This is a genomic window from Streptomyces sp. MBT65 (assembly GCF_016612545.1).
Classification (GTDB): Bacteria; Actinomycetota; Actinomycetes; order Streptomycetales; family Streptomycetaceae; genus Streptomyces.
This window is the reverse complement of the sequence record NZ_JAENRY010000141.1, coordinates 10,769-25,226: the sequence shown is the minus strand read 5'-3', so window position 1 is coordinate 25,226 and position 14,458 is coordinate 10,769. Positions and strand designations below refer to the sequence as shown.

General features: G+C 69.8%; 9 protein-coding genes. All 9 read right to left on the bottom strand.

Annotated elements, in window-relative coordinates; translation table 11 throughout:
* Positions 1-139 precede the first annotated feature (139 nt).
* The gene (locus JHN63_RS28980) at positions 140-1,324 is read right to left on the bottom strand and encodes a glycosyltransferase family 2 protein (RefSeq protein WP_200686118.1); all 1,185 of its coding nucleotides are present in this window, start codon (positions 1,322-1,324) and stop codon (positions 140-142) included.
* Positions 1,325-1,478: 154 nt separating this feature from the next.
* Complete coding sequence (locus tag JHN63_RS28975; RefSeq protein WP_200686116.1) at positions 1,479-3,563, bottom strand: hypothetical protein; 2,085 nt, start codon at positions 3,561-3,563, stop codon at positions 1,479-1,481.
* Positions 3,564-3,621: 58 nt separating this feature from the next.
* Positions 3,622-5,115: a bifunctional cytidylyltransferase/SDR family oxidoreductase gene (locus JHN63_RS28970; RefSeq protein ID WP_200686114.1), complete on the bottom strand. Its 1,494-nt coding sequence runs from the start codon at positions 5,113-5,115 to the stop codon at positions 3,622-3,624.
* A 150-nt stretch (positions 5,116-5,265) separates the two neighbouring features.
* Entirely contained in the window at positions 5,266-6,429 is a 1,164-nt protein-coding gene (locus JHN63_RS28965; RefSeq protein WP_200686112.1) for a hypothetical protein, read from the bottom strand.
* Positions 6,430-6,526: 97 nt separating this feature from the next.
* Complete coding sequence (locus JHN63_RS28960) at positions 6,527-8,077, bottom strand: alkaline phosphatase (RefSeq protein WP_200686110.1); 1,551 nt, start codon at positions 8,075-8,077, stop codon at positions 6,527-6,529.
* Between the two features lie 211 nt (positions 8,078-8,288).
* Positions 8,289-9,725 (bottom strand): GTPase ObgE, encoded by a 1,437-nt coding sequence (obgE, locus tag JHN63_RS28955; RefSeq protein WP_200686108.1) that lies wholly within the window; start codon positions 9,723-9,725, stop codon positions 8,289-8,291.
* A 104-nt stretch (positions 9,726-9,829) separates the two neighbouring features.
* Positions 9,830-10,084 carry a 50S ribosomal protein L27 gene (gene rpmA / locus JHN63_RS28950; RefSeq protein ID WP_019063244.1) on the bottom strand — a complete coding sequence of 85 codons (255 nt, stop codon included), beginning with the start codon at positions 10,082-10,084 and terminating at the stop codon, positions 9,830-9,832.
* 14 nt (positions 10,085-10,098) lie between these two features.
* On the bottom strand, positions 10,099-10,419 hold the full coding sequence (gene rplU / locus JHN63_RS28945) for a 50S ribosomal protein L21 (RefSeq protein ID WP_006374708.1): 321 nt from the start codon (positions 10,417-10,419) through the stop codon (positions 10,099-10,101).
* Between the two features lie 230 nt (positions 10,420-10,649).
* The gene (locus JHN63_RS28940) at positions 10,650-13,883 is read right to left on the bottom strand and encodes a ribonuclease E/G (RefSeq protein WP_374222953.1); all 3,234 of its coding nucleotides are present in this window, start codon (positions 13,881-13,883) and stop codon (positions 10,650-10,652) included.
* Between the last annotated feature and the right edge of the window lie 575 nt (positions 13,884-14,458).

Below are 14,458 nucleotides of genomic sequence, written 5' to 3'. Positions count from 1 at the left end.
CGTGCGGCTTCCCCTCGGGTAGGTTCGGGTGCCCCGCGGCAATTTACGCGAACCGGGTCGGGCTGCGCACGTCGGTCCAGGTCTCGGACACGGCCCCGCGCCCCCCTGAGAAGCAGCCGCACTCACGTTCCCGACCGGCTCACCTCAGTGCCCGCCGTACCTTTCGCGCCACCCGACGCAGGAACACGCCCGCTCCCCCCTCCCGATATCCCTTCACCGCACGGGCCTCCCGCGGCTCGGCGAGGTAGAGGGAGTCGGGCAGGGCGGCCTCCGCTGAGCGGAAGTGCGGATACGCCAGGTACACCCGCCGCCCCCGCCTCTCCAGCACCGCCTCGGGCCGCTTCTTCGACTTGAGGAACTCGGCCACGTCCAGCAGGAGTTCGGGACGTTCCTCGGCCACCAGATGCAGTCGCAGACGTTCGTCGACCTTGAGGCGGAGGGCCACCTCGTCCGTCCAGTGCGCGGCCATCAGCGGCTTCGCCAGCTCGAACTTGTGGCGCCGTACCTGCTCGCTGTCCCCCGCGTACTTGGGGCCGAACTGCGGGAGCAGGGTCACCAGGAACGGCCGGACCATCAGCTTGTCGCGCTCCACCCCCGGCGGGACCATCTCCGCGATGAGGTTCATCAGGGCGCGCGCCGAGTCGAAGCGCAGGGTGTAACTCCCGCTCTTCGTCACGTGTTTGCCGTCGTCGCGGCCCACCAGGTAGTAGCAGGTGTGGTCGGCGATCACGGAGACGCCGTCGGCCCGCAGATAGGCCTCCATCGTGAACAGCGCGTCCTCGCCGGTGAACAGCGACTCGTCGAACCGCATGCCGTTCCGCTCCAACAGCGCCCGCCGGAACAGCTTCTGGGCGCTCAGCGTGAACTTGATGTTGGAGTGGAAGACGTCGGTGCGCTCCAGCGTCTCGACCCACGCGGCCTTGGGCGGGACCCGGTTGATGCCCTCGACCCTGCCGAGCACCACGTCCGTGCCGTTGCGGTCGGCCATCGCGACCATCCGCTCCAGCGCCTCGGGGGCGAGCCGGTCGTCCGCGTCGAGGAAGAAGACGTAGCGCCCGCTCGCCTTGCCGAGGCCGACGTTGCGCGGGGAGCTGGGGCCGCCGGAGTTCTCCTGGCGGAGCACGGTGACATGGGTCGCGGCGCGGGCCGCGAACTCCTCCAGGTACTCCCCCGTGCCGTCGGTCGAGCCGTCGTCGACGGCGATGACCTCGATGCGGGTCGCGTCCAGGGTCTGCGCCTCGACCGAGCGCAGGCACTCGACGAGGTACGGCATCGCCTCGTACGCGCCGATGACCACGGTCACATCAGGCTGCGTCACGGTCACGCGCCCCCTTTGTCCATTGAATCGCCATCTGCAAGACAGCCGCCCGAGTGGATCGGTTGTCTTCCGTCAGCAGGGGATACGCAGAAGAGCCCGGTTTTCGAGGATCACTCCCCAAAAACCGGGCTCTTCTTGACCAAGTACTGACTCGTGCGGGTCAGCCGACCGTGGGGTCCGCCGACAGCTGCGCCTCGGCCGAGGGCGGACTCGCCGCGTCACCGCTCGCCGCCGCCCGCTCCTGCCCGACGTTCCGCGCCTCGGACTTCAGCGCGAGGTTCTCCACCGCGGTGTTGAACTGCTCGATGGACGTGGGCTCGTCCGGGCCGAGCAGATACTCCTTGAGTTCCCTGCGGTCCTCGGCCAGCGGGTCGGCGTCCGGGGCGCGGACCGCCGCCAGCAACTCACCCAGTTCCGCCGCCTTGTTGGACAGGATCACCGCCGCGCGCACCGCCGTGTTCTGCCGCTTGAACTCCTCCACGCCGAGCTTCGCGGAGTCGGTGACCGCGTACGGCTTGCCGCTCGCGATGAAGTCGGAGACCACGCTGGAGATGTCGGAGACCATCGCGTCGGACACGTTGAAGCAGTCGTAGAGGCGCGGCTCGGCGCCCGAGATGACCCGGTGCTCGAAGGTGCCGACGGAGGTCCAGTACGCGTCGTTCCACTCGGCGCGCAGCCGGGCGATCTCCTCGTACTTGGCCAGGTCGACCACGCCGTCGCGGGTCAGCTCGGCCTCGTCGCCCTTGTCGGCGGGGCCGCCGGAGAGTTCGGTGATCCGGGCCTCGATGCGGGCCAGGTCGGCCTTGGCCTTGGTCTGGGCGGCGGCGTCGGCCGTGAAGCGCGGGTCGCTCGCGCGCTCGATTGCGGCCTTCTCGACCAGCGCGGTGACCTTGCGGTGCGCCGAGCCGGCCGCGGAACTGACGGTGCCGGTGAAGGGGTGCGGCTTGTACAGGACACGGACCGGGGGGTCGGCCTTGAGCAGCTTCTTCACGATGTTCTCGCCGGCCAGGAGGAGGGACGTGTTGCCGGGGTCGTTGTCCCAGCCCTCCCACGTGGGGGCGTAGAGGACCGTGGGGATACGGCCCTCGGGGACGCCCTGCCAGGTCTGGATCGGGGCGAGCTGCGGGCGGCCGACCTCCACGATGTCGTCGTCGCGGACACCGACGTCGGCGATGGCGTAGCGGTCGCGGCCCGCGCGGCCTGCGGTCCACACCTCGTCGTAGACCTTGCTGAACGGGTTGACGCTGGCCAGCTTGTCGCTGTCGCCGTGGCCGATGAAGACGTGCTTCATGGTGGGGACGCGCAGCAGGTGGATGTTCTTGCCGACGTTCGCCGCGTACAGCGCGACGCGCACGCTGGAGAGGTCCATGTTCATCAGGTGCACACCGCCGGGCACGCAGATGACGGGGGCCTTGGTGGGGGCGAGGTTCTGCAGTATGACGCGCTCGCGGAGCAGGACCAGCGGCCGGGTCTCCAGCTGCTCCATGGTCTCCAGCCACATGTTGACCTGGTAGGCCGAGTCCTTGGAGCCGGAGAAGCAGAGCACCGTCTGCGGCTGGTACTCGTGCAGCCAGTCGTCGACGGCCTTGAGGATGACCTCGGGCGTCGGCGGGATCTTCGTACCCCTTATGTACGGCAGGAGCGCGGCGACGTAGAGAGTGCCCAGGAACAGGGTGACGCCGATGCCGATGAAGGCGGCGACGGCCGAGTCCAGCTGTGCGGAGATGAGCAGGCCGACGACGGCGAACAGGTCGAGGTGGAGCATCTTCTCGGCGGAGCGCTCCAGCAGGCCGAACGGCGGGGCGTCCGGGATGTGGATGCGCGAGCCCAGGTCGACGTTGCGGGTGGCGACCGGCATCCGGCGGCGGTTGCGGATCAGCGTGACGACCGCGCCGTGCGGGGCCTGAAGGCCGTAGAAGGCGATGAAGCAGGCGATCGCGCCGTAGAAGATCAGGTGGTCGGAGAGGTCCATGCGGGCCAGCAGCAGGATCAGCAGGAGCTGGCGGATCAGGAAGCGGATGGAGAGGCCCGCCCTGACCTTGCTGAGCCGGCTGACCAGATAGCTGGCCTGGCGGTGCAGATAGTGGTCCGCGACGTACGTCACGACGGCCGCGGCGGCGAAGGCGGGGACGCTCGGGATGAGGGCGGCCAGCATGAGGGCCGGGAATCCCAGCATCATGAGGACGGCGGCGGCCAGCTCAGCCGCGCTGCCCACCCGGGCCACGCGAATAGCGGTGGAAATCACTGATAAACCTGCTCTTGGGGGTTTCGAGTAATTTACCGGGGCTCAGAGTCAGGCTTGATTAAACGCCGTCCTGGACGTCCAGGACCGAGGCGAGGGCGGCCTCGAAGCCGGACGCCTTGGCCGCGCCGGCCGTCGGGTCCTGCTGGCGGACGTCGATGACATGGCCGGTCAGCTCGGACAGCAGCACGTCGAGCGAGGTACGGGCCACGGCCTCGGAGGAGAGCAGGCTGCCCGAGGGCTCCTGGCCGAACGCCTTGGTGCGCATCGGGGTCGCGGTGCGCTCCGGGTTGATGCAGTTGACGCGGATGCTGTCGCCGGCCCACTCGTCGGCCAGGGCCTGCGTGAGGTTCACCATCGCGGCCTTGGTCGAGGAGTACAGGCTGTACTCGGCGCGGCCCCGGGTGTAGCTGCTGGAGGTGTAGAGCAGCAACTGGCCCTTGGTCTCGGCCAGGTACTTGTACGCGGAACGGGCGATCTGCACGGGCGCCAGGTAGTTGACCTTCAGCGCCTCCTCGATCGTCGCGTTGTCCGTCTCGGCCAGCTTGCCGATGCGCAGCACGCCCGCGGTGTTGATGACGTAGTCGATGCGCCCGGTCTCGCCGTACGCCTTGGACAGCGCGTCGTCGACCTCCTCCGGGTTCTCGACGTGCGTGCCGGTGGTCGAGCGGCCCAGCGCGTACACGGTCGCGCCGTAGCCCTCGGCGACCTCGGCGATGTCCTTGCCGATGCCGTACGAGCCGCCGAAGACGACCAGCGTCTTTCCGGTGAGCAGCTCGCGGTAGGCGGCCTCGTCGACCTGCTCGGGCGCGGCCGTGGAGGCGAGCTGGAAGAGCTTGTCGGCGATGAAGACGTCGACGGGCTGGGTGACCTTCATGTTGTACTCGTCGCCCGCGACGACGTGGATCGGCACGTCCGGCAGATACCTGAGTACGACCGAACAGTCGTCCGTGGCCTGGAAGTTGGGGTCCCCGGCGGCGACCTCGTAGGCGCGGCGGATCGTGGACAGCTTGAACGCCTGGGGGGTCTGGCCGCGGCGCAGCCGGGAGCGGTCGGGGATCTCGGTGATGAACTCGCCGTCGTCGCCGTGCGTGCGGGTCACGATGATGGTGTCGGCGGACGGGATGGCCACGTCCACGGCCTGGAAGCGCTCCAGGGCGATCACACAGTCGTCGATCACACGCTGCGAGAGCAGGGGGCGCACGGCGTCGTGGAAGAGGACGTTGCGGTCCTCGCCCTCGGCCAGGCCCTCACCGAGGGCGGCGATGGCGCGCTCGGTCGTCTCGTTGCGCGTGGTGCCGCCCTCGATGATCCGGGTGACCTTCCGGAAGCCGGCCTTGGCGACGATCTTCTCGATGTCGGAGACGTAGCCCGGCGCCATCAGGACGATGATGTCGTCGATCGAGTCGGCGTTCTCGAAGGTGGTCAGGGTGTGCTCGATGACTGCCTTGCCGGCGATCTTCAGCAGCTGCTTGGGGATCGAGAGACCCACCCGCTGACCGGTACCGCCGGCCAGGATCACTGCGGTGGTGCGGGGCTTGGCTATGTGCGACACAGGTGACCTTGACCTACCTCGGGACAATGGGGGAACGCGCAAATGGTCCCACTCGCGGTTACCGCAGTGCAAGGCGAGTGACCTCCGCCGCATAGGTGCGCAACATCTGTCATTCATCTTGTACTGCTGGTGACCGGGCGATGACACCACTCAGCGGCGGCGCAGCTTCTTCAGACAACGGTGACCGAGAACGCGTACGAGTTCCTTCGACGAGGTCTGGTGAACCGTCCGCGCCTTCGCCGACGCACTGTGCCGGACGGGCACCGAAGCGGCCGCCGCGAGCGCCCCGTACAGCGCCTGCGCGGCCACTTCGGGCGCGATCCGCGGCGCCGCGGGCACCTTCTCGACCGCCTCCGGTACGGCCGACAGCAGCCCCGTGTCCCCTACGACCCGTACGCCGGTGGCGGCGATGGTCCCGGCCATCTCGGCGCCGATCGCGCCCGCCGCCTCCAGCGCCCACCGGGGAGTGGTGATCTTCACGTCCTGTGGGGTCGGACTGCACGCATTCTTCATATGCATGACCGCGCCGTTGCGCACGAGCTTGGAATACAGCTCGTCGGGGAGCCCATTCCCGCGGAATTCGACGTTGAGCTTCCGCAGCATTTCGGTCTCGGCGAGGGTAAGAGAACGGTTCGCCGTGTCCGGAACCGGTTGCAGGAGATGCGCGGGCAGTCCGAGCAGCGCCTCGAAGGTGCGCAGCAGGCCGTCCCGGTCGCTGTCGTCGACCACGACGACGGTGACCCGCTCGGGACCCACGACCCGGGTCCAGCGCTCGACCAGCCGGTCGTGCCGGTGCCGCCGCCAGAAGCTGGGGTTGGGCTGCTCGTACGGCGCCTTGCGGAGCATGTGCTCCAGCCAGTTGTCGTAGCCCATGCGCAGGCCGTTCTGCACGTACTGCTGCCACTGCGAGGGCATGATCCGCGCCAGCGGGCGCAGGGTGATCAGGATGTGCACGCGCTCGCCGCCGAGCTGCTCCACGATCCTGACCAGGGTCTCGTCGTCCTGGGCGTCGGCGAAGAACTCGCTGCTGATCACCGAGGTGCGGTCGCCGGTGGCGCGTACGGCGTCGAGGAGGCGTGTCCAGTGCTTGTCGGTGGGCACGGTGTCGCCCATCATCGCGGGTCGGGCGCAGGCGGCGAGGGCCGCTTCCATCGGGTGTCTGCTGTGCGCGGGGAAGTCGACGCCGTGCGCGGGCATCGTGTCCTTCGCGGCGAACAGCGCGCCCTGGATGGCGGTGGTCCCGGTCTTGTGCGGGCCGATGTGCAGCAGCCGGGTCCCGACGGGCAACGCTTCCTTAATGCAATCCGTCTCCATGGTTAACGGACGGTAAGAGTTGTTCCTGAGTCGGACCTGAGAGGAGCCTGGGACACAGATGAGTCCCAGGCTCCGGTTGCACAGGCTTCACAGTCGGCTAGACGACGCGGACGCCCGGATCGCCCGACTCCACCCGGAGTGCGGCGTACGTGCTCGACGTGGCCGTCGGCTTCAGCACGGTGTCCACGACCCTCACCTTCGCGTCGATGCCGTTCTTGCGGATGTCGAACAGGTGGTAGCCGCGGTGCGCGTCGATCACCTTCCAGTGCGGGTTGTCCGCCATCAGCGGGTCCCACTGGGCGTGGAAGGCGGCCTGGTCCTGGTCGCCGTTGCTGGAGATGGACGTACCGACGAACTCGGCGCCGACGACATCGGAGTCCGGATCGGCGAAGTCCTCCTTGAGGTCACTGATCATCGTCAGGTGCCGGTCGCCGCTGAGCACCACGGGGTTGCGGACGCTCTTGAAGTCCTCCAGCAGGGCGTTGCGTTCGACCTGGTAGCCGTCCCAGGCGTCGTAGAACCACTGCTTGCCCGCGCCGAGCAGGGTGTCCGTCTCGGCCATCATGATCTGCGAGGCGATGACGTTCCAGCGGGCGGGCGAGTGGCGCAGCCCCTTCAGCAGCCACGCCTTCTGCTCGGCGCCCATCATGGTCATCGACGGGTCCTCGGCGCCGGCCGGCGTGGTCGCCTGGTCGCTGCGGAACTGCCGGGTGTCCAGGACGTTCAGGCGCATCAGGCGGCCGAACTCGAGGCGCCGGTACATCTGGATGTGCGGCCCGTTCGGCACGGCGGTCGCGCGCACCGGCATGTGCTCGTAGTACGCCTGGAAGGCCGCCGTCAGCCGCGCCACGAACGCGTCGTGCGACTGCTGGGCGGGGTCCTGCGGGATCTCCCCCGCCCAGTCGTTGTCGACCTCGTGGTCGTCGAAGGTCACCACCCAGGGGGTGTTGGCGTGCATCGCCATCAGGTCCGGGTCGCTGCGGTACTGCGCGTACCGGTTGCGGTACTGCACCAGGCTGTACGGCTCCCCCGTCCCCTCGTGCCGGCGTGGGCCCGCGTTCGACGGCGCCGACTCGTAGATGTAGTCGCCCACGAAGAGCACGAAGTCGGGGTCCTGGGCCAGCATGTCGGCGTACGGCGTGAAGTAGCCGTTCTGCCAGTTCTGACAGGAGGCGAGCGCGACGCGGAGCCGGCCGCCGGAGCTGTTCGCGTGCGGGGCGGTGCGGGTGCGGCCGGTGGCGGAGAGCTGCCCGCCGGTGCGGAAGCGGTACCAGTAGTCGCGGCCCGGGCGCAGTCCCCGTACATCCACGTGAACGCTGTGCCCGTACTCGGGCCGGGCGGGGGCGGTTCCGCGGCGCACGTGCTTTCTGAAGCGGGCGTCCTCGGCGATCTCCCACTCCACCGGGACCACCTGGTCCGGCATCCCGCCGCCGTGCAGCGGGTCAGGGGCGAGCCGCGTCCACAGCACGATGCCGTCGGGCAGCGGGTCGCCGGAGGCGATACCGAGGCTGAACACACCGTCGGGCAGCGGGATTTCGACAGCCCGGGCGGAGGTCGACAGCCACAACTGCGCGGAGGCGGCGGCCCCGAGCACCGCCGCACCGGCCGCGAGAAAACGTCGTCGATCGGGTGATACGGCTCCGGTCATCGTGAACTCCCTTGCGACGTTGGCCTCTTGGGTCACTTGGAAGCCTCACAGTGCGCGGAGTCCCGCCTGTTGAACAGTAGGTATCGCGTCCATGGCAAATATGCACACAGCAAGAGACCCGTTGCTTCGAGAGCAACGGGTCTCAGCCAGTCTCGGTCACGCCGAGCAAACGATCTTCACTCCGAAGGGGCGATCAGCGCGCCGGTCCACTTCAGAAGGGCTTGAAGTCCTCGAACTCCTGCGCCGCCTCGTCCCGCTCGGCCTGCTTGTCGCGGCGTCGCTGGGTCGCGGGCCGCGGCTCGTCGAGCCGGTGGTCCTCGCCGCGCCGGCCCAGCATCTCGGCGCCGGCCATGACGGTCGGCTCCCAGTCGAAGACGACCGCGTTGTCCTCGGGGCCGATCGCGACGCCGTCGCCGGAGCGGGCGCCCGCCTTCATCAACTCCGCCTCCACACCGAGGCGGTTGAGCCGGTCGGCGAGATAGCCGACGGCCTCGTCGTTGCTGAAGTCGGTCTGGCGGACCCAGCGTTCGGGCTTCTCGCCCCGCACGCGGAAGAGACCGTCCTCCTCCTGTACGACGGTGAAGCCGCTGTCGTCGACCGCCTTCGGGCGGATGACGATCCGGGTCGCCTCCTCCTTCGGCTTCGCGGCACGCGACGCGGCGACGAACTCCGCGATGGCGAAGGACAGTTCACGCAGTCCCGTGTGGGCGACGGCCGACACCTCGAAGACGCGGTAGCCTCGCGCCTCCAGGTCGGGGCGCACCATCTCGGCCAGGTCCTTGCCGTCCGGTACGTCGATCTTGTTCAGGACGACCATCCGCGGGCGCCGGTCGAGACCGCCGTACTGCTTCAGCTCCTCCTCGATCATGTCGAGGTCGGAGACCGGGTCGCGCTCGGACTCCAGCGTGGCGGTGTCCAGGATGTGCACGAGGACGCTGCACCGCTCGACGTGGCGCAGGAACTCCAGGCCGAGGCCCTTGCCCTGGCTGGCGCCGGGGATGAGGCCGGGGACGTCGGCGATCGTGTAGACCGTCTCGCCGGCCGTGACCACGCCCAGGTTCGGGACCAGGGTGGTGAACGGGTAGTCGGCGATCTTCGGCTTGGCCGCGCTCAGCACGGAGATCAGCGAGGACTTGCCGGCGCTCGGGTAGCCCACGAGGGCCACGTCGGCGACCGTCTTCAGCTCCAGGCCGATGTCCTGGACGTCACCCGGAACGCCGAGCAGCGCGAAGCCGGGGGCCTTGCGGCGGGCCGAGGCCAGCGCCGCGTTGCCGAGGCCGCCGCGGCCGCCCTGTGCGGCGACGTACGAGGTGCCGTGGCCGACGAGGTCCGCGAGGACGTTGCCCGCGCCGTCGAGCACGACCGTGCCGTCCGGCACCGGCAGGATCAGGTCCTGGCCGTCCTTGCCGGAGCGGTTGCCGCCCTCGCCGGGCTTGCCGTTGGTGGCCTTGCGGTGCGGGGAGTGGTGGTAGTCCAGCAGCGTGGTCACGGACTGGTCGACGATGAGGATGACGTCACCGCCCCTTCCGCCGTTGCCGCCGTCCGGGCCGCCGAGCGGCTTGAACTTCTCACGGTGGACGGAGGCACAGCCGTGGCCTCCGTTACCCGCGGCGACATGCAGCTCGACGCGGTCCACGAAGGTGGTCATGGGATGTGCCTCCAGTTACTTACGGGGTGTCTTCGTACTAACACGCGAAAGGCGGACCCGCTTCCCACCAGGGGAAGTGAGGTCCGCCTCGCGCAAGCTTCCGATCAGGCGACCGGAACGATGTTCACGACCTTGCGGCCGCGGTGGGTACCGAACTCCACCGCACCGGCGTTCAGCGCGAACAGCGTGTCGTCGCCGCCACGGCCGACGCCCGAACCGGGGTGGAAGTGGGTGCCACGCTGGCGGACCAGGATCTCACCAGCGTTGACGACCTGACCGCCGAAGCGCTTCACGCCGAGCCGCTGGGCATTGGAGTCGCGACCGTTCCGGGTGGACGATGCGCCCTTCTTGTGTGCCATCTCTCCTCAGTCCCTTACTTCGCAGCCGCGGGGATCTCAGTGACCTTGATCGCCGTGTACTGCTGGCGGTGGCCCTGACGACGGCGGTAACCGGTCTTGTTCTTGTACCGAAGGATGTCGATCTTGACGCCCTTGTGGTGGTCCACGATCTCGGCCTGGACCTTGATGCCGGCCAGGACCCACGGGTCGCTGGTCACAGCGTCGCCGTCGACAACGAGCAGCGTAGAGAGCTCTACGGTGTCGCCAACCTTGGCAGTGGAAATCTTGTCAACCTCAACGATGTCGCCGACAGCAACCTTGTGCTGGCGACCACCGCTGCGCACGATGGCGTACACGCGGATCTCACTCTCTAGCTCAGGGACGGCACCCCCGCAGTCCAGCCGCCCTGCGGGAGCAGGCGGCCTCTCCCGGTGGAACACACCCGGGAGGAAGAGGTTTACGGGGATGTGGCGTGTCACCAGTGGACACGCCGACAGTCAAGGTTACGGGGCCGCAGCCGAACGGGTCAAACCGGGCCCGTGGGGAGTGCGGCCGGTCACATGGACCGGCCGCACCCACCCGGGGTTCAGCCCTCGTCGGTGGAGGCGGTGACGGTGGACGGGCTCGTCTGCTCCGCCGCCGCGGTCTTCTTCGACGTGGTCTTGGCGGCCTTCTTGGCCGTCGTCTTCTTCGCGGCCGTCTTCTTGGCCGCGGTCTTGGTGGCCGCCGCCTTCTTGGCGACCGCCTTCTTCGCCGGGGCCTTCTTGGCGGCCTTGCGCGTGGCCGTCTTCTTGGCGGGCGCGTCAGCCTCGACCTCGGCACCGGCTTCGGCGACCGGCTTCTCCTCCACCACGGCCGACGGTACGACCGTGACGGCCGCCTCCTCGGACGCGGTGGGCGCGGTGGCCTTGCGCACGGCACGGCGCCGGGGGCGGGCCGGAGCCGCGCTCTCGGCGGGCGCCTCGGGCTGCTCGGCCTCGGCGGCCGGGGCGGGTGCCTCGACGACGACCGGCGCGGCGGCCTCGGTGACCGTCACGACGGCGGCCTCCTCGGACCCTGCCGGAGACCCGGCGGGCGCGGTCGCCTTACGGGTCGCACGACGGCGCGTACGCCCCTTGGGCGCGGCGTCGTCGACAACCGGGGTCTCGACCACGGGGGCCGGGGTCTCCTCGACGACAGGCGCCTCGACGACCGGGTCCTCCACGGCGACGGGCGCGGCCTGCGCGACGGCGACCGGCTCGGCCTCCTCGCGCACCTCGTGCACCTCACGCGGCTGCCGCGACTCACGGGACTCCGCCCTCGGCGCACCGGCCGGAGCCGACGCCCGCCGGCTCGTCCGGCGCCGCGAACGCCCGCCACGGGTGGCCGCGGCCTCCGCCTCGGCGGCACTGCTGTACAGGTCCTCGTCCGGCCGGAACTCGGTCTCGGCGAACGGCACCGGCATCGCGACCTCGGCCGCCACCTCAGCCTCGGTCTCGACCTCGTCGGACTCGTGGTCGTGCTCGTGCGTCTCGTGACCGTCGTGCGTGTCGTGGACGTCCTGTCCGCTGCCGTCGCCGCCACGCCCGCGCCGCTTGCGCTTGCCGCCGCCACCGACCGAGGTCGGCTGCTCCATGTGCACGATGACACCGCGGCCGTTGCAGTGGACGCAGGTCTCGGAGAAGGACTCCAACAGACCCTGTCCGACGCGCTTGCGGGTCATCTGGACCAGGCCCAGCGAGGTGACCTCGGCGACCTGGTGCTTCGTACGGTCGCGTCCGAGGCATTCGAGCAGGCGCCGCAGGACGAGGTCCCGGTTGGACTCCAGGACCATGTCGATGAAGTCGATGACGACGATGCCGCCCAGGTCGCGCAGCCGCAGCTGGCGCACGATCTCCTCGGCCGCCTCCAGGTTGTTCCTGGTCACGGTCTCTTCGAGGTTGCCGCCCTGACCGGTGAACTTGCCGGTGTTGACGTCGATCACGATCATCGCTTCGGTCTTGTCGATGACCAGCGAACCGCCGCTCGGCAGCCAGACCTTGCGGTCCAGCGCCTTCATCAGCTGCTCGTCGATGCGGTACGTCGCGAAGACGTCGACCTCGGAGGTCCACCGGGACAGCCGGTCGGCGAGGTCGGGGGCGACGTGCGAGACGTAGCCGTGGATGGTGTCCCACGCCTCGTCGCCGCTGACGATGACCTTGGTGAAGTCCTCGTTGAAGATGTCGCGCACGACGCGGACGGTCATGTCCGGCTCGCCGTACAGCAGGGTCGGCGCGTTCGAACCGCCGCCGCCCTTCGACTTCTTCTGGATGTCCTCCCACTGCGCCTGGAGCCGCTCGACGTCACGGCTCAGCTCGTCCTCGCTCGCGCCCTCGGCGGCGGTGCGCACGATGACGCCCGCGTCCTCGGGGACGATCTTCTTGAGGATGGTCTTCAGCCGGGCCCGCTCGGTGTCGGGCAGCTTGCGGCTGATGCCGGTCATCGAGCCCTCGGGGACGTACACGAGGTAACGCCCCGGGAGGGAGACCTGGCTGGTCAGACGCGCGCCCTTGTGGCCGATCGGGTCCTTGGTGACCTGCACGAGGACCGACTGACCGGACTTGAGCGCGGACTCGATACGGCGCGGCCCGTTGGCCATGCCGAGCGCCTCGAAGTTGACCTCACCGGCGTACAGGACGGCGTTGCGCCCCTTGCCGATGTCGATGAACGCGGCCTCCATGGAGGGCAGCACGTTCTGGACCTTGCCCAGGTAGACGTTGCCGACGTACGAGGTCGACTGCTCCTTGTTGACGTAGTGCTCGACGAGCACGCCGTCCTCCAGGACGCCGATCTGCGTGCGCTCACCGCTCTGCCGCACGACCATCACACGCTCGACGGCCTCGCGCCGGGCCAGGAACTCGGCCTCGGTGATGATCGGGACGCGCCGGCGCCCCTGCTCGCGGCCTTCGCGGCGGCGCTGCTTCTTGGCCTCAAGACGCGTGGAGCCCTTGATGGACTGCACCTCGTCGCTCGGGTGCTCGTCCTTCTTGGCGCGCGGCTCGCGGACCTTGACGACGGTGCGCTCGGGGTCGTCGGCCGACGAGGGCGCCTCGCTCTCGCCGCCCGAGTCACCGGCACGACGACGCCGACGACGCCGGCGACGGCTGCTGCTCGACCCGGAACCGCCCTGGTCGTCGTCCGCCTCCTCGGCGTCCTCCTCGACCTGCTCGGCGGTGTCCTCGGCATCCTGGGCGACCTGCTCGGCGGCGTACTCCTCGCCGTCCTCGCCCTCGTCCTCACCGGTGGCGGACTCGCCACGGCGACGACGCCGGCCACCACGACGACGGCGGCGGCGCGAACCGGTCTCCTCGGCCTCGTCACCGTCGGCGGAGTCCTCGGCCTCCTCGGCCTCGTCCGGCTCCTCCTCGACGACGACGGCCTCGACGACGGCCGGAGCCTCGGGCTCCGCCTCGAAGGCGGCCCCCCGGCGCCGACGCCGACGACGCCCGCCGGTCTCCTCCTCGACAGCCTCCGCCACGACGGGCACGGGCTCCGCCACGACGACGATCTCTTCCTCGTCGTCGTCCGCGGCCTCGGCGGCAGCGGCCGCGGCGGCGCGCTCCGGCGTCTGGAACATCGGCTCGGTGAAGACGGGCGCCTGGAACACGGCCACCGCGGGCCGCCTCGGCCGACGCGGTCCGTCCTCGTCCTCGGCGGCGTTCCCGTTCTTGGGCGCGGGCGCGGAGAACCCTCCGGCAGCGGTCCGTACGGCCCGACGCCGACGTCGCGGCCCGGAGTCCTCCACGGGAGCCTCGGCGGGGGTACTCGTGTCCGCGGTGTCCGCGGGGGTCTCGTCGTTCACAGGGGCCTCCTCGCCCACGGGCGTCCCGGCAGGCGCGGACACACGGCGCGTGGCGCGACGACGGCTCCGACGCGGACCGGCATCCTCATCGGACACCTCGGCCGCGGAACCTTCGGTCACTTCTTCGGTCACTGCGGTGACTGCAACGTTCTCGACGTTCTCCGGCGGGCGCCTCGGCGACGACAGCCACCTCGTCGTTCTTCTCGTCGCTCACGTCGGCCGGTATGGCCGGAGCGCTGCTTTCGACCGCGCCCTCGGCGCCGGTCGGCGGTCCCGCCGGGCGAGACGCGGCGCGGCGCCTGCGGCGCGGCGGCAGCGTGTCGCTGGGGGTGTTCGGTTCGGAACCCTCGATGGGTTCGGTCGGTTCGAGCATGCGGGCGTTTCTCCCGTCAGGCTCCCGGGCGCCGCGCCTGGTCCGGCATGGATGCCGGTGACGTCCGCGGCTCGCGCGTTGCGCGGTGCCGCCGTCCGGGGCGCGGGCGCCGCACGGGAGCTCTCTGTGTCCTGTCTCGCCGGTTCCGTACGCCCAGTTGCGGACGGCCTGGCGAAAGTCTTGTGGTCGGTGCGCTGCCCGA